This window comes from Pseudomonas brassicacearum (assembly GCF_000585995.1).
In the GTDB taxonomy this organism is placed as follows: domain Bacteria; phylum Pseudomonadota; class Gammaproteobacteria; order Pseudomonadales; family Pseudomonadaceae; genus Aquipseudomonas; species Aquipseudomonas brassicacearum_A.
The window spans coordinates 4,125,142-4,143,514 of the sequence record NZ_CP007410.1; the positions used below are offsets into that span (position 1 = coordinate 4,125,142).

2 protein-coding genes (1 of these 2 cut by a window edge) are annotated in these 18,373 nt (G+C 67.8%); both read left to right on the plus strand.

Going from position 1 to position 18,373, the window contains the following annotated elements; all coding sequences use genetic code 11:
• Nucleotides 1-9,564, plus strand: coding sequence for a non-ribosomal peptide synthetase (locus tag CD58_RS17415; protein ID WP_025214280.1), 9,564 nt, complete (start codon nucleotides 1-3; stop codon nucleotides 9,562-9,564).
• On the plus strand, nucleotides 9,561-18,373 hold the 5' portion of the coding sequence (locus CD58_RS31470; RefSeq protein WP_049866965.1) for a non-ribosomal peptide synthetase. The gene runs 3,742 nt beyond the window's last position; only the first 8,813 of its 12,555 coding nucleotides appear in the window; its start codon is at nucleotides 9,561-9,563; its stop codon lies off the right edge, out of view. Before CD58_RS17415 ends, CD58_RS31470 begins: the two co-directional genes overlap by 4 nt.

Sequence of the window (18,373 nt, forward strand, 5' to 3'; positions counted from 1 at the left end):
ATGATCGAACCGCGATGCATTTCGTTGAGTTCCACGCAACAATCCGTCTGGCTCGACCAACTGCTATCGCCCGACACCCCCTCCTACAATATCGGCGTAACCGTGGAAATCCACGGCACGGTGGACCACGCGCTGTTCGCCGCGGCGCTGCGAGCCGTGGTAGCCCAATTCGATGCGTTGCGGCTGATGATCAGCGACCGCAATGGGCAGGTGCAGCAGCAGGTCGTCGAGCACCTAGAGGTGCCGTTCTCCTTCCATGATTGGCGCGATGAGTCCGAGGGCCGGGCCATGGCCGCCATCGGGCAATTGAATCGCACGCCGTTCTCGCTTCGCGGGCAACCTCTGTGGGGCATGGAATGGTTTCAACTGTCCGACACCCATGCGCTGTGGAACAGCCGCTACCACCACCTGATCAGCGACGGCACTTCGGTGGGCCTGGTCGGCCAGGCTGTCTGCGCCGCCTATAACCAACTGCTCGTCGGCGAGCCACTCCAACTGGACCCGGTGTTGGCTCAGGGCTATCGCAGCTTTGTCGCCAGCGACCGCGATTACCTCGATTCGGCGCGCCACGCCAAGGCGCGGGATTTCTGGCTGGAGCAGTTCCCGACACTGCCGGAACCGTTGTTCCAGAGCGCTTTGCCGTCCCGCGATCCGGCCAGCGCCAGCGAGCCGCAGCCCAGTGCCCAGGCGATCTGGCCCCTGGGCCACCAGCGCCTGGCCCTCATGACCCAGTGGGCAAGAACCCAGGGCGCGACGTTGAGCCATTGCCTGAGCGCATTGCTGGCCGGCTACTTTAGCCGGGTGACCGACCAGCGTGAGCGGCTGGTCATCGGCCTTCCGGTGCACAACCGTAGCAATCCCCTGCAGAAACGGACCGTGGGCATGTTCTCCTCGGTGCTGCCGCTGACGGTCGAGGTCAACCCCGCCGACAGCTTCGTCGAGACCGTGCAAAGGGTAACCAGCCAGACCCTGCGCAGCTACCGCCACCAACGCTACCCCCTGCAAAGTCTGCATCGTGAATTGCGGGCTCGCGCCGGCCACCCCGGCCAGTTGTTCGAGCTGATGCTGTCGGTCGAACAGTACCCCGGCGACGTCAACCTTGCCTCGGCCCGCTGCGCTCTGCGTACCTGGCACAACGGTCATGAGCGCTATCCGCTGGCGATCTATCTGCGGCATTACGAAGCCCAGGCCGAACCCTTCCTGGAATTCAACTACGACCCGCGACTGTTCAGTGCCGAGCAGATGGCCACGCACCTGCGGCGCCTGGAGTTCTTGACCGATCAGGTCCTCGCCGAGCCAACCCGGGCCTTGGGCGACTGGGTGCTGCTGGACACAGCCGAACGGCAGCAGATCCTTGACGATTTCAATGCCACCAGCCGTGACTACCCGGCCGATGAACCGCTGCCGGCGCTCTTCGCCGGGCAGGTGCAACGGCGCCCCGATGCGTGTGCGCTGCTGGACGGCGCGCAGACCCTGAGCTATCGCCAGCTCGACCAACGGGCCGAGCGCCTGGCTGGGCACTTGGCGGCCTGCGGGATTGGCGCCGGTGATGCGGTGGCGCTGTGCCTGGCCCGGGGCGCGGCGTTGATCGTGTCGATCCTGGCGATCCTCAAGCGCGGCGCATGCTACGTACCCATCGACCGGGAGGCCCCGACGGCCCATCAGGCGCGGGTACTGGCGGACTGCGGCAGCGCCTGGCTGCTGGTGGCGGGTGACGATCGGCCCGCGCTGGAAAACGTCCGCTTCATTGACGTTGCAGCGCCAGACCCTGTATTGGCTGAATCCCACCCGGCCCGCGGGGCCGGCAATGTCGCCTACATCATGTACACCTCCGGTTCCACCGGCGTGCCCAAGGGCGTGCAGGTGCCGCACCGCGCCATCTCCCGGCTGGTGCGCAACAACGGCTTCGCCGAGTTCACCGCCCAGGACCGCTTCGCCCTCGCCGCCAACCCGGCCTTCGACGCCAGTACCCTGGAGATCTGGGGCGCGCTGCTCAACGGCGGCTGCCTGGTGGTCTGCCCCAGGGAAACACTGCTGGACGCGATCCGCTTCAACGAGCACCTGCTGCACCACGAAGTCAGCGTGCTCTGGCTCACCGCCGGGCTGTTCCATCAGTACGCCGAGGCCCTGGCGCCGGCCTTCGGCGCGCTGCGCTACCTGATGGTCGGCGGCGATGTGCTCGATCCGCGGCGCATCGAAAAGGTCCTGCGCCATTCGCCGCCCCAGCACTTGCTCAACGGCTACGGGCCGACGGAAAACACCACCTTCACCACCACTCACGCCATCACCCTCGAGGATGCATTGGCCGGTGACATTCCCATCGGTCGGCCTGTGGGCAACACCCAGGTCTATGTGCTGGATGAACAGCGCCGCCCGGTGCCGATTGGGGTGGCCGGCGAGCTCTACGTCGGTGGTGATGGCTTGGCCCTGGGGTACCTGAACCAACCGCAACTGAGCGTAGAACGCTTCGTCGCCAACCCCTTCAGCCAGGCACCCGGGGCACGTTTGTACCGCACCGGCGACCTGGTGCGCTGGCGCGCCGACGGCGTGCTGCTGTTCCTGGGCCGCAATGATTTCCAGGTGAAGATCCGTGGCTTTCGCATCGAGTTGGGGGAAATCGAAGCCCAGCTCAAGGCCCTGCCGGGGATCAGCGAGGCGGTGGTGCTGGCCGATGCCCAGCAGCGCCTGCTGGCCTACTTCTATGCCACCGAGGCGCAAACGCCCAACGCTCTGCGCGCCCGCCTGGCGGCAGTGCTGCCGGACTACATGCTGCCGGCGGCTTTCGTCCAGGTGGAAGGTTTCGCGCTGACCGCCAACGGCAAACTCGACCGCCACGCCCTGCCCGAGCCCGACGAACAGCATTTCGCCCTGCACTGCTACGAAGCGCCCCAAGGGCCAGTGGAAACCCGCCTCGCCGAGTTGTGGGCCGAGGTTCTCGGGGTGCCGCGGGTCGGTCGGCAGGACAACTTCTTCGCCCTCGGCGGGCATTCGTTGCTGGCGGTGCAGATGGTCGAGCAGTTGCGGGCCGAAGGCTGGCAGCTGGACGTGGGGACCTTGTTCAGCGCGGCGAACCTGCTCAATCTGGCATTGCTGCTGGAGAACCCGCTGGGTCCGGCCAAATCACAGGCGCTGCCTGAGGCACCCGCCATCGCGCCGGACTGCAAGCGCATCACCCCGGCCATGCTGCCGTTGCTCAGCCTGCCACAGTCTCAGGTCGACCTGATCGTGACGGCGGTGGAAGGCGGCGCCGCCAACGTGCAGGACATCTACCCCCTGGCGCCCCTGCAGGAAGGCTTGCTGTTCCAGCACCTGCTGCAACCGGCCGACGACGCCTACCTGTTACGCGCGACGCTGGCCTTCGACAGCCGCCCACGGCTGGACGCCTTCATCGCCGCCTTCGATCAGGTGATCGCCCGCCATGACATCCTGCGCAGCGCCGTGCTCTGGGAAGGCCTGGACGAGCCGGTGCAAGTGGTCTGGCGCGAGGCGCCCCTGCCGGTGGTCTGGCTGGCGGCAGGCGACGCCTTCGCCGAACAGCCCCTGGACATCCGACGAGCGCCCCTGGCCCAGGCCTACGTGCGCTTCGACATACCCAGCGGCCAATGGCAGTTGCAGTTGGTCCACCATCACCTGGCCATCGACCACGCCACCCTGGCGCTGTTGTTCGGCGAAGTCCGCACCTTGATGCAAGATCCCGGGCATCCGCTGCCTCCGACCGTGGCGTTTCGCCGGTTCGTCGCCCAGGCCCGCGAGCCTCGGCGCCAGGCCAGCGCCGAGGCCTATTTCCAACGGCTGCTCGGCGAGCTCGACGAACCGACCCTGCCCTACGCGCTGCACGATATCCAGGGCTCCGGCCGCGACAACCGCGAGGCCCAGCGCTCACTCGACCCCACCCTGGCCCGCCGCCTGCGGCAACTGGCCAAGACCCAGGCGGTGGGCGTCGCCAGCCTGTTCCACCTGGCCTGGGCACTGGTGGTGGGCAAGGCCAGCGGCCGCGACGACGTGGTCTTCGGCACGGTGCTGTTCGGCCGCTTCAGTGCCGGCCAGCAGGTGGAGCAGGCCCTGGGGCTGTTCATCAATACCCTGCCCCTGCGCATCGACCTCGACATGCCCCTGTACAGCGCCTTGCGCCAGACCCATGGACGACTGACCGAACTGCTCGCCCATGAACACGCGCCGCTGGCCCTGGCCCAACGTTGCACGGCGCTGCCCACCCAGGCAGCGTTGTTCTCAGCGCTGCTGAACTTTCGCCACAGCCAGGCACAACGCTCGGCCCGCCCAGAGTTCGACCTGCCCGGGGTGCGCCTGCTGGGCAGCGAGGAGCGCAGCAACTACCCGTTCTGCCTGTCCATCGATGACCTCGGCGAAGGCTTTGCCCTGACCGGACAGGTCCATCGTTCAGTCTGCGTCGACGCGGTCCTTGCGCAAATGATTCGGGCCTTGGAGGTGGTGGCACAGACCCTGGAAACCGCACCGGCCACCCGAGCCTGTGCCTTGGACATCCTCCCCCTGGAGCAACGCCAGCAACTGCTGGAAGCGTTCAACGCCACACGGCAGGCGCATCCACGGGACACCCTGCTGCACCAACCCTTCGAGCGGCAGGCGGCACTGCATCCCGACGCCGTGGCGGCGCAGTTCGAAACGGCCGCGGGAGTCCAGCTCAGCTATGCCCAGCTTAATCAGCAGGCGAACCAGTTGGCCCACGCCCTGTTGACGGCCGGGGTGCGCCCCGATGACCGGGTAGCGATCAGCCTGCAACGTGGTCCAGACCTGTTGGTCGCCCTGCTCGCCACCTTGAAGGCCGGCGCGGCCTACGTACCGCTGGACCCCAGCTACCCGCCGGCGCGCCTTGCGCACATGCTCGAAGACTGCGCCCCTCGGCTGGTCCTGAGCAGCCAGGCCGTGGCCAGTGGGTTACCGGCCATGGCGGTCGAATGCTGGCGCCTGGATGCAGCGCAGTTGCGGGACCGGTTGGCGACCCTGCCCACGGAAAACCCCAGGGTTGCGGACCTGGGCCCAGCGCACCTGGCCTACGTCATCTACACCTCGGGCTCCACTGGCGTGCCCAAGGGCGTGATGATCGAGCACCGCAACGCCTGCAACTTGCTGCATTGGGCGCTACGCAGCTTCGACGCCGAGGAATGGCGCCGCAGCCTGTTCGCCACTTCGATCAATTTCGACCTGGCGGTCTTCGAATGCTTCGTCCCGCTCGCCGCTGGCGCGACCCTGCACCTGGTGGAGAACGCCCTGGCGTTGGTGGCCCAACGCTGCCCGGTATCGCTGATCAACAGCGTACCCTCGGCGGTGGAAGAACTGGTCAGGGTCGGCGCCGTCCCGGACAGCACCCGGGTCGTCAACCTGGCGGGCGAACCGCTCAAGCCGCGACTGGTGGAGCAATTGTTCGCCCGCAGCGCGACGCAACGGGTCTGCAATCTCTATGGGCCAACGGAAACCACCACCTATTCCACCTGGCTGTCGATGGACCGTGCCGGGGGTTACCGGCCCGGCATCGGCCGGCCCCTGGACAACACCCGTGTCTACCTGCTCGACCGTCATCGCCAGCCGGTGCCATTGGGCGTGGCCGGTGAGATCTACATCGGCGGGGCAGGCGTGGCGCGGGGTTATCTCAATCGTGCCGAGCTGACCCAAGAGCGCTTTTTGTCCGACCCCTTCGTCGACGATCCCCAGGCGCGCATGTACCGCACTGGTGACCTGGGGCGCTGGCGGGCCGATGGTTCGCTGGATTACCTGGGACGCAACGATTTCCAGGTCAAGGTACGCGGGTTCCGCATCGAACTCGGGGAGATCGAAACGCAGTTGCTGGGCATGCCGGCGGTGCGCGAAGCGGTGGTGCTGGCGCAGCCCGGCCCTGCCGGTGATCCGCGGTTGATCGCTTATCTGGTGGCGCAGGTCTCGACCACGCCCGTTCCGGACTTGGCTGAAGTACGCGCCTATCTGGAAAGTCGCTTGCCGGACTATATGCTGCCCAGCGCCTGCGTCGCCTTGGAGCAGCTGCCACTGACGCCCAACGGCAAACTTGATCGCCAGGCCCTGCCGCTGCCCGAGGCGCTGGCCAGCAGTGCCGCCAGGCAGCCGCCGCAAGGGGACACCGAACGGCGGCTGGCGGCCATCTGGACCCAGGTGCTGGGCGTCTTGGAAATCAGCCGTGACGACGACTTCTTCAGCCTTGGCGGGCATTCGCTGCTGGCGGTGCAATTACTCGAACAGTTGCGCCGCAATGGCTGGGACCTGGACATACGCAGCGTGTTCGAACGCTCGACACTGGCCGCCCAGGCCCTACGCCTGGAAAACCTGGCCAGCGCGCCGGCGCCGGCACCCAGCGTGAGCGCCATCCCGACCCCGTGCGCCCGCATCACCCCGCAGATGCTGGATCTGATGCCCCTTCCCCAGGCGCAGATCGACCTGATCGCGGCGCGAGTGCCCGGCGGCGCCAGCAATATCCAGGACATTTATCCATTGGGCCCCTTGCAGGAGGGCATGCTCTATCACCACCGCGCCCAGCGCGAGGGCGATCGTTATGTGCTGCGCAGCCTGCTGGCCTTTACCGACGAGGCGCGCCTGCAACGTTTCTGCGCAGCGCTGGGCCAAGTCATCGGCCGGCACGACGCGCTACGCACCCTGGTGCTCTGGGAGGACCTGGAGGAACCCGTGCAGGTGGTGCTGCGGCAGGTCGCCTTCACGCCTCGGCGCCTGGCGCTGGAGGGTGACGACATCGCGGCGCGGCTGCAGGCCAGCGCCGACCCGCGCCACTACCGCCTCGACCTGCGACAGGCCCCGCTGATCGAGGCCCGGGTGGCCTTTGACCCGGCGCAGGATCGCTGGCTGTTGCTGCTGTTGCATCACCATGTGGTGGTCGATCACACCTCCCTGGAATTGATGATCGAAGAGATCGCCCTGATCGAGGGCGGGCGCCCGGCGGACCTGCCGCCGCCCACCAGCACCCGAGCCTTGGTGGCCCAGGCCCGGCGCCCAGAAGCGGTGGCCGCCGCCCGCGCTTTTTTCAGCGAGCAGTTGGGCGATCTGGATGAACCCACCCTGCCCTTCGACCTTGACCTGCAAACCGATCCCCGCTGGCAGGCCCTGGAACACCAGCAGCCGCTGGCGCCGGAGCTGGCGCGCCGCCTGCGTCGCCAGGCCGAAGCCCACGGAGTGAGCGCGGCGAGTGTCTGCCACCTGGCCTGGGCCCTGACGCTGGGGCGCCTGAGTGGGCGCGACGATGTGGTCTTTGGCACGGTACTGTTCGGCCGCCTGCAGTCTGGCGCCCACGCCGACCGGACCGTGGGCCTGTTCATCAACACCCTTCCACTGCGGGTGCGCCTGGACGGCGGCGTCCACGCCACCCTGCGGCAGGTCCAGGACACCCTCAACGGTCTGCTCTGCCACGAGCAGACCCCACTGGCCCTGGCCCAGCGTTGCAGCGCGGTAGCGCCGGGGACGGCGTTGTTCAGCGCCTTGTTCAATTACCGCTACAGCCATGCCGGCCAGGCCAATGTGCACCAGGCCATGCCCGGCATGACCCTGCTGCACAGCGAGGAGCGAACCCATTACCCCTTCAACCTGGCGGTGGACGATCTGGGCGAAGGTTTCCAGCTGACCGCCCAGACCCACCCCGACCATGCGCCGGAACGGCTGCTGGGCTTCATGCTGGCGGCCCTGCACGCCCTGGTGGAAGCGCTGGAACAGACCGACGATGGGCACATCCAGTCATTGGACGTATTGCCGGCCGCCGAGCAGGCCCGGTTGAATCGCCTCAACCCAGTGCTGTCCGTGTCAGCGCCCGACGGCACCCTGCACGGGCGCTTCGCCGAGCAGGCCGCTCGCCGCCCCGACGCCCTTGCGCTGATCGACGAGCACCGCCAACTGAGCTTTCGACAGCTCGATGAACAGGCCAACCGCCTGGCCCATCACTTGCTGGACCAGGGCGTACGGCCCGGGCAACGGGTCGCGGTGTGCCTGGACCGCGAAGCGCACTTGGCGATCGCCTTGCTGGCGGTGTGGAAAGCCGGCTGCGCCTATGTGCCGCTGGACCCTGATTATCCGGCTCCGCGGCTGGCCTTCATGCTACAAGACAGCGCTCCGGCGGCGCTGCTCACCCAGGAACGAGTGCGCGAGAGGCTGCCGGCATTCGACGCCGGGCCGCTGATCTGCCTGGATGCCGTGCGTGCCGCCTGGCAGCAGGCCGCAACCGACGATCCGGACATCGGCACCCAGTCCAGCGACCTCGCCTATCTGATCTACACCTCAGGCTCCACCGGCCAGCCCAAGGGCGTCATGGTCGAGCACCGCTCGGTGCTCAACCTCTGGGCCGGATTGCACCAGCGTCTGGCAGACTTGCCGGCCGGTACGCGCTGCTCGCTCAACGCCTCGGTGGCCTTCGACGCCTCGGTCCAGCAGTTGTGTCAGTGGCTGAGCGGCCACTGCCTGGTGTTGATTCCAAAACGCGTGCGCCTGGACGCGGCGGCCCTGCTCGATTACCTGCAGAGCCGGCAGGTAACCCTATTCGACTGCACCCCGACCCAGTTGCAGGCGTTGCTCAAGCATCGCCAGACGCTGGCCCTGCCCCAGCCGTTGCCCCGCCGCCTGCTGCTCGGCGGGGAGGCCGTCCCCGCAGAGCTCTGGCAGCAACTGGTCGGCGAGCCCGGCGTGCGGGTGCTGAACGTCTACGGCCCGACCGAGTGCACGGTCGACACCACCAGCGCCTGGCTGGATCAGCATCCGCTGCCCAGCCTTGGCCAGCCCCTGCCCAATACTCAAGTGCAAGTGCTCGATCATCACGGTCGGCGCGCGCCGCTGGGGGTGGTGGGTGAAATCCACATTGGCGGCCGAGGCGTGGCCCGTGGCTACTGGCAGCGCGAGGCGCTGACCCGGGAGCGGTTCATCGCTGACCCGTTCTCGACCCAGCCCGGCGCGCGACTGTACCGCACCGGCGACCTCGGCCGCTGGGAGCTCGATGGCAGCCTCAGCTACCTTGGCCGCACCGACTTCCAGGTGAAGATCCATGGGCACCGCATCGAGCTGGGGGAAATCGAGAGCCATCTGTTGGCACTGCCCGGTGTTCGGCAAGCGGTGGTGGTCGGTCGTGCCGATCGCCATGGCGTGGCCCGACTGATCGCGTACCTGCTGGGCGACGCGCCACCGACGCCGGCACAGGCGCGGACGGCCCTGGCCGAACGCTTGCCCGAGTCGATGTTGCCCAGCGCCTATGTGCGCCTGGATAGCCTGCCGTTGACGGCCAACGGCAAGCTCGACCGCAATGCCCTGCCCGAACCCGACGCCCAGGCGTACGTGCAAACCCGTTACGAAGCCCCCCAAGGCGACATCGAGATAGCCCTGGCGGCCATCTGGTGCGAACTGCTGCACGTCGAGCGGGTCAGCCGGCACGACAATTTCTTCGCCCTCGGCGGCCACTCGCTGATTGCCATGGGGCTGGTGGAGCGCATGCGCCAGCACAACCTGCGGGTCGACATCAGCCAATTGTTCACCGCACCGACCCTTGCCGGTCTGGCCGCGGCCACTACTCCATTGAAGGAACTGCTCCTGTGACTGCGGATCAACTGCTGGCTTTGCTCAAACACCGCGGCGTGACCCTGTCATTGCGCGGCGACCAACTCTCGGTGGTGGCCGACGATGAAGTTCTGGCCGACCAGGCGCTGATCGCCCTCCTGCGCAGCCACAAGCCGGCGCTGATCGAAGCCCTGCGCCAGCCCGCAGCGCAGCCCGCCGGCACCAGCGGACTGCCGGCGGGTACCACCGCCATCACCCCGGCGCTGCTCGATCTCTGCCAGCTCGACGCGGCTCAGATCGTGGGCATCGTCGCCAGCGTTCCGGGCGGTGCCGCCAATATCCAGGACATCTACCCGCTGGTGCCCCTGCAGGCCGGCATCCTCTTCCACCACCTGCTCCAGGAGCGTGGCGATACCTACCTGCTGCACGTGCTACTGGCCTTCGATGACGAACCGCGCCTGCGCCGCTTCATGGACGCCCTCAACCAAGCCATCGCCCGCCACGACATCCTGCGCACCGCGCTGGCCTGGGAAGGTCTCGACGCGCCGGTCCAGGTGGTGTGGCGTCAGGCCCCGCTGACGTTGGAACTGTTCAGCCCGCCCGCGGGCGACGTGGCCACCGCGCTGCGCACCTGGACCGATCCCAGGGAGCATCGGCTGGACCTGCGCCAGGCACCACTGATGCGCGCGGTGGCCGCAGCAGATCCGGCAAACGGTCGCTGGCTGCTGCAACTGCTGCACCACCATGCGGTGATGGACCATACATCGCTGGAGCGGCTGGTGAGCGAGGTCGCAGCGATCCAGCAGGGCCGCCTGGCCGACTTGCAACCGCCACGCCCGTTCCGTGATTTCGTGGTGCGCGCCCGCCAGGGCCTGAGCGAAGCGCAACACGCGGCATTCTTCACCGAGCTGCTTGGCGATATCGACGAGCCCACCGCGCCTTGCGGGCTGCTCGATGTGCGCGGCGACGGCAGCCAGGTGCAGACCCTGGAAGCGCCGCTGGCGCTGGATCTGAGCCGACGCATCCGCGAACTGTCGCGCCGCCTGGAAGTCAGCAGCGCCAGTCTTTTCCATCTGGCCTGGGCCCTGGTGCTGGGCAAGACCAGCGGCCGTGACGACGTGGTGTTCGGCACGGTGATGTTCGGTCGCCTGCTGGGCGCCGCCGAAGCAGCCACCGCCATGGGCCTGTTCATCAATACGTTGCCGTTGCGAGTGCGCCTGGCGGTGCCGGTGAGACAGGCCCTGCGCGACACCCATGGGTTACTCAGCCGGTTGATCGCCCATGAGCACGCGCCCTTGGGCCTGGCCCAACGTTGCAGCGCGCTGCCCAACGGCACGGCGCTGTTCTCGGCGCTGCTCAACTACCGGCACAGCACGGCCCAGGGGCATGCCCCGGTGCTCGATGGCATGCAGGTTCTGGGCGGTGAGGAACGCACCAACTATCCCTTCAACCTGTCGGTGGACGACCTGGGCGATGGGTTTTCGCTGAGCCTGCAAATCGATCCCCTGGTGGGCGCGGCCCCGGTGCTTGGCTGGCTGCAAACGGCCCTGGATAACCTGCTCGACGCGCTGGAAGACTCACCCCAGCGCCTGGCCTGCCATCTTTCGATACTCCCGGAGGCGGAGCGTGAGCAGCTGCTGCGCACGTTCAACGCTACTGCCCGGCCGCTGCCCGAGCGGGACCTGTTGCACCTGGCCCTGGAACGCCAGGCGGAACGCCAGCCCCAGGCCATCGCCGCGCGTTTCGACGCGGCCGACGGCGCCAGTCCGTTGACCTATGGAGCGCTCAACGCCCAGGCCAATCGCCTTGCCCACCTGTTGCTGGGCGCAGGCGTGCAGCCGGACAGCCGAGTAGCGATCTGCCTGGAGCGTGGCCCGCATCTGCTGGTCGCCCTGCTCGGCATCCTCAAGGCCGGCGCGGCCTATGTGCCGCTGGACCCGGCGTATCCGCGCGAGCGGCTGTCGCACATGCTCGAAGACAGCGCGCCCCAGGCGTTGCTGACCACCACCGCACTGCAAGCCAGCGTGACGGCGCCGGCGGGTTGCGCCGCCCTGTGCCTGGATGATCCGCAGACCCAGGTCCGTCTGGCCGAGCAACCGGCCGACAACCCGGACCCGGCGCGCCTGGGCCTGACCGGCGCGCACCTGGCCTACGTGATCTATACGTCGGGCTCCACCGGCCTGCCCAAGGGCGTGATGATCGAGCACCGCAATGCTTGCAACCTGTTGCACTGGGCGCTGCGCGCCTTCGACGCCGAAAGCCTGCGCGACAGCCTGTTCGCCACCTCGATCAACTTCGACCTGGCGGTCTTCGAATACTTCGTGCCCCTGGCCGCCGGTGCGACCCTGCACCTGGCCACCAATGCCCTGGCCCTGCTCGACCGGCCGGTGCCGGTCACCCTGATCAACAGCGTGCCCTCGGCGCTCGATGCACTGGTGGGGGCCGCGGCGATCCCGGCCTCGACGCGGGTGGTCAACCTGGCCGGCGAACCACTCAAGCAGGGCCTGGTGCAAAGGATCTTCGACCACAGTGACGTGCAGCGCCTGTGCAATCTGTATGGACCATCGGAAACCACCACCTATTCGACTTGGGTGACGATGGACCGCGCCGAAGGCTTCGTCCCGGGCATCGGTCGGCCGCTGGACAACACCCAGGTCTACCTGCTCGATGCGCACCGGCAACTGGTGCCCCGTGGCGTGGTGGGCGAGCTGTACATCGGCGGCGCCGGTGTCGCTCGGGGTTACCTGAATCGGCCGGCGCTGACCGAGGAACGTTTCCTCCCGGACCCCTTCGCAGCCCAGCCCGGCGCGCGGATGTACCGCACCGGCGACCTTGGTCGCTGGACCGAGGATGGGCAACTGCTCTACCTGGGGCGCAACGACTTCCAGGTCAAGGTGCGCGGCTATCGTATCGAACTGGGCGAGATCGAAAGCGCCCTGGCGCGTGTCCCGGGGGTGCAGCACGCCGTGGTCGTGGCTCGTCAGGAGCCGAGCGGCGATGCGCGGCTGGTGGCGTATTGGGTGGCCCAGCCGGAAGCGGCGCCTGACGAGGCGATACTGCGCGACGCCCTGGCGGCGGTATTGCCCGAGTACATGCAACCCAGCGCCTATGTGGCCCTGCCCGCCCTGCCACTGACGCCCAACGGCAAGCTCGATCGCAGCGCGCTGCCGGCACCGGAACAGGCCGCCAGCGGACACTTCGAAGCGCCCCAGGGTCCGCTGGAAAACCAACTGGCGACGATCTGGGGGCGCCTGTTGGGCCGGCCACGGATCGGCCGCGACGAGCATTTTTTCCAGGCCGGTGGCCACTCTCTGCTGGCGGTGCAACTGGTTTCCCAACTGCGTCAGCAATTGCGGATCGAACTGCCCTTGGCCAGTGTCTTCGATCACCCGACGCTGCAACGCCAGGCACGGGCCATCGAAGCCCTGGGCGCGGCCGGGCTCCACGGCGCGGCGCCGATCCCGGCCGGTCCACGGCCGGCGCGGCTGCCGTTGTCGTTTGCCCAACAACGCCTATGGTTCATCACCCACCTGGATGCCCAGGCCAGCGCGGCCTACCACATGGCCGGTGGCCTGCGGCTGCGCGGTGAGCTGAATGAAGCGGCCCTGGGCGCCGCGCTGGCGCGCATCGTCGAGCGGCACGAAGCCTTGCGCAGCCGTTTTGTGTCCGACGGCGGCGAGCCGTGCCAGGTGGTGGAACCCGGGCATTCGCTGGTGATGCCGTGCCACGACCTGCGGGATCAGTCGCCGGCACAGTTGCAGGCCCATTACACCGCTGAAGCCCAGGCGCCTTTCGATCTGGCCGGCGGCCCGCTGTTTCGCACCCGCCTGTTGCGCCTGGCCGAGCAGGAGCACGTCCTGCTGGTGACCTTGCACCACATTGTCGGCGACGCCTGGTCCCTGGGCGTGCTGACCCGGGAGTTGAGCGAGCTGTACCAGGCTTTCTGCCGGGGGCAAACCGATCCGCTGCCACCACTGGCCATCCAGTACGCCGACTACGCCCTGTGGCAACGCTCCCCGCGCCAGGCGCAACGCATCGCTGAGCAACTGAACTACTGGCGCACCCAGCTGGCCGACGCGCCCCCTTCGTTGAACCTGGCCCTGGACCGGCCGCGCCCGGCCCGACAGGACTTCACCGGTGCCAGCCTGGAGCTGAGCATCGACGCCGCGCTGGTGCGGTCCCTCAAGCACTTGAACGAACGCCACGGCACGACGTTGTTCATGACCGTGCTGGCCGCGTGGTCGGTGGTCCTTGGCCGGTTGTCGGGTCAGGATGACCTGGTCATCGGCTCGGTGCTGGCGAATCGCACCCGTGCCGAGGTCGAGCCGCTGATCGGCTTCTTCGTCAACACCCAGGCGTTGCGGGTGCGCCTCGACCGGGTCAGCCAGGTCGGCGAGCTGCTGGCCCAGGTGCGACGCACTGCGCTGGATGCCCAGGCCCATCAGGAGCTGGCTTTCGAGCAATTGGTGGAAGCCTTGAACCCGTCGCGTTCGTTGGCTCACAGTCCGATCTTCCAGGTCATGCTGGCCTGGCAGAATGCTCCGCAGCCGAGCCTGGCGCTGGGCGACCTGGAAGTGACGCCGCTGTCCACCGATGAGGACAGCGCCAAGTTCGACCTGACCCTGAACCTGTATGAGCGCGACGGCGTGATCGGCGGTCGGCTGACCTACGCCACGGCGCTGTTCGACCCCGGCACCGTCGAGCGTCACTGGCAGGCGCTATGCGCCACCTTGCAGGCGATGGTCGAGAACGACCAGCAGCCGCTCCAGGCGCTGTCGATCCTCGGCGCGGACGAACGTCGGCAGGTGCTCCACGGATTCAATGAAACCACCCGCGATTACCCTGCCGACGAGCCCCTGCACCGTCTGTTCGAGGCCCAGGCCCAGCGCCGGCCCGACGCCACCGCGGTGCAGGACGGCGACCACTTGCTCAGTTACCGCCAGCTCGACCAACAGGCCGAGCAACTGGCCCACTGGTTGGCCGAGCACGGCGTCACCCCGGGCACCCGGGTCGCCCTGAGTCTTGCGCGCGGCCCGCGCTTGGTCACGGCGGTCCTGGCGATCCTGAAAAACGGCGCGACCTACGTGCCCATCGACACCGCCACCCCGCCGCAGCGTCAACGCGCGTTGCTGGACGACTGTGCCAGCGCCTGGCTGCTCTGTGACAACCCGGACGCGCCGGTGCAAGGTAGCGGTTACCAGATCTTGTGCCCTTGGGATCGCCTTGCGACCGCGGGCGAACCCACCCCGCCGCGTCAGCCTGTCACAGTGTCGAGCGAGGCGCCGGCCTACATCATGTACACCTCCGGTTCCACCGGAACGCCCAAGGGCGTGCAGGTGCCGCACCGCGCCATCACCCGGCTGGTGCGCAACAACGGCTTCGCCGAGTTCACCGCCCAGGACCGCTTCGCCCTCGCCGCCAACCCGGCCTTCGACGCCAATACCCTGGAGATCTGGGGCGCGCTGCTCAACGGCGGCTGCCTGGTGGTCTGCCCCAGGGAAACACTGCTGGACGCGGCCCGCTTCAACGAGCACCTGCTGCACCACGAAGTCAGCGTGCTCTGGCTCACCGCCGGGCTGTTCCATCAGTACGCCGAGGCCCTGGCGCCGGCCTTCGGCGCGCTGCGCTACCTGATGGTCGGCGGCGATGTGCTCGATCCGCGGCGCATCGAAAAGGTCCTGCGCCATTCGCCGCCCCAGCACTTGCTCAACGGCTACGGGCCGACGGAAAACACCACCTTCACCACCACTCACGCCATCACCCTCGAGGACGCGTTGGCCGGTGACATTCCCATCGGCCGGCCTGTGGGCAACACCCAGGTCTATGTGCTGGATGAACAGCGCCGCCCGGTGCCGATTGGGGTGGCCGGCGAGCTCTACGTCGGTGGTGATGGGCTCGCCCTGGGGTACCTGAACCAACCGCAACTGAGCGTAGAACGCTTCGTCGCCAACCCCTTCAGCCAGGCACCCGGGGCACGTTTGTACCGCACCGGCGACCTGGTGCGCTGGCGCGCCGACGGCGTGCTGCTGTTCCTGGGCCGCAATGATTTCCAGGTGAAGATCCGTGGCTTTCGCATCGAGTTGGGGGAAATCGAAGCCCAACTCAAGGCCCTGCCGGGGATCGGCGAGGCGGTGGTGCTGGCCGATCCCCAGCAGCGCCTGCTGGCCTACTTCTGCGCCACCGAGGCGCAAACGCCCAACGCCCTGCGCGCCCGCCTGGCGGCAGTGCTGCCGGACTACATGCTGCCGGCGGCTTTCGTCCAGGTGGAAGGTTTCGCGCTGACCGCCAACGGCAAGCTCGACCGCCACGCCCTGCCCGAGCCCAACGAACAGCATTTCGCCCTGCACTGCTACGAAGCACCCCAAGGGCCAGTGGAAACCCGACTCGCCGAGTTGTGGGCCGAGGTTCTCGGGGTGCCGCGGGTCGGTCGGCAGGACAACTTCTTCGCCCTCGGCGGGCATTCGTTGCTGGCGGTGCAACTGGTGGAACAGCTGCGGGTACAGGGCTGGCCGCTGGATGTGCGCACGCTGTTCAGCGCCCCCAGTGTCGCCGCGCTGGCCGACTGCCTGGCACAGCCCTCGGCGGTCCCGAGTCTTAAGCTTGCATCGCTGCAGGCGACGATACCTCCCGGCTGCAGCCGTATCGTCCCTGAGCTGCTGCCCTTGGTGGAGCTGACCCAGGCGCAGATCGACGCAATCGTAGCCCAGGTCGAGGGTGGCGCCGCCAACGTGCAGGACATCTACCCCCTGGCGCCTTTGCAAGAAGGCTTGTTCTTCCACTACCTGCTGCAGGAAGAAGGCGACACCTACTTGTTGCACACCACCCTGGCCTTCGACGACGAAGCCGGCTTGGACGGTTTTTGCCAGGCGCTGCAACAGGTCATCGCCCGCCACGACATCCTGCGTACCGCCCTGGCCTGGGAAGGTCTGGAACAGCCGGTGCAGGTAGTCTGGCGTGACGCGCCGCTGCCCATCGAGGTGCTGCCTATCACCGAGGCCGACGCCCTCGCCCAGTTGCAGGCGCACACCCATCCACGGCAGCGCCGCCTGGATATCCGCCAAGCCCCCCTGCTGCGGGTGGTCAAGGCCTTCGACGCCGCCGGGCAACGCTGGCTGCTGCAAGTGCTGCACCATCACCTGGTGCTGGACCACACCACCTTGGAGCGGATGGTCGAGGAAATCGTGCTGATCCAGCAGGGTCGCGCCGCGCAACTGCGCGAGCCGGTGCCGTTCCGGGCCTTTGTTGCCCACGCCCGGCACGGCCAGGACAGCGCCCGCCAACAACGGTTTTTCGAAGCCATGCTGGCGGACGTCAGCGAACCCACCGCGCCGTTCGGCCTGCTGGACGTGCAGAACACCGGAGCCCTGGACGAAGCCCGGGGCGTCCTCGACCCGACGCTGGCGCTGGCCCTGCGGCAAACGGCACGCCGCCACCAGGTGAGCGTCGCCAGCCTGTTCCACCTGGCCATGGCGTTGGTATTGGGCAAGGCCACGGGCCGCGCCGACGTGGTGTTCGGCACCGTGTTGCTGGGTCGTCTGCAGGGGATCGAGGGGGCGGACCAAGCCTTGGGGGTGTTCATCAACACCCTGCCGTTGCGCATCGGCTTCGCGCAGACCTCGGTAATCGACAGCCTGCAGCAAACCCATCAGGCGCTGCTGGGCCTGCTTGAGCATGAGCACGCGCCGCTGACGCTGGCCCAGCGCTGCAGTGGCGTGCCGGCGGGAACGCCGCTGTTTTGCGCGTTGCTGAATTATCGCTACAGCCTGGAGGACACGCCCCACCAGAGCGTCGCTGGCATGCAGGTGCTGAGCACCGCCGAGCGCACGAACTACCCCTTCACCTTCTCGGTGGACGATCTCGGCCAGGGCTTTGGCATCACCGCACAGATTGCCGGTTCGGTGGGTGCGCAGCGGGCGCGGGGGTTTCTGGAACAAGCCCTCGCCAGCCTGGTGCAAGCCCTGGACAGTAGCCCGCAACGTCTGGCCCGGACCCTGGATGTGCTGCCGCCAGCGGAACTCGCGCAACTGGCCCGGTTCAACGCCACTGCGCGTCCCCAGCCCCAACGTGCCCTGCTCCACGAGCGCTTCGAGACCCAGGCCCGGCAGACCCCGCAGGCCTTGGCAGTGCACTGCAAGGGCCGCCGGCTCAGCTACGCCGAGCTCGACCGCCAAGCCAATCACCTGGCGCGGCGCCTGCAAGCGCTGGGCGTCGGACCTGAGGTGCGGGTCGGCATCCATCTGCGCCGCACTCCGGAACTGATCGTCGCCCTGCTCGCCGTGCTCAAGGCCGGCGGTGCCTACGTGCCGCTGGACCCGGCCTATCCGGCGCAGCGCCTGGCCTACATGCTCGACGACAGCGCCCCGCTGGCGCTGCTGACCCTGGCCGACGCGCCGTTGGAGCTGGCGCTGGCCGACGATTGCCACCGCGTGAACGTCGATGAAGTGCTGCGCGGCAGCGAAACCGCGACCAGCGACGCGCCGCTGGCCCTAGGGCTGGAAGGCCAGCATCTGGCCTACATGATCTACACCTCCGGCTCCACCGGACAACCCAAGGGGGTGATGATCGAACACCGCAACGCGCGCAATTTCCTCGACTGGGCCCTGGGCAGTTTCACCCCGCAAGTGCTGAGCCAGAGCCTGTTCAGCACCTCGATCAACTTCGATCTGTCGGTATTCGAATGCTTCGCGCCGCTGTCCTGCGGCGGCACCCTGGAGCTGGTGGACGATGCCCTCGCCCTGCTCGACCAGCGTCCGGAGCTGAGCCTGCTCAATACGGTGCCCTCGGCCCTCGATGCGCTGTTGCGCGCAGAAGCCCTGGCGAACTCGTTGGAGCACGTCAACCTGGCTGG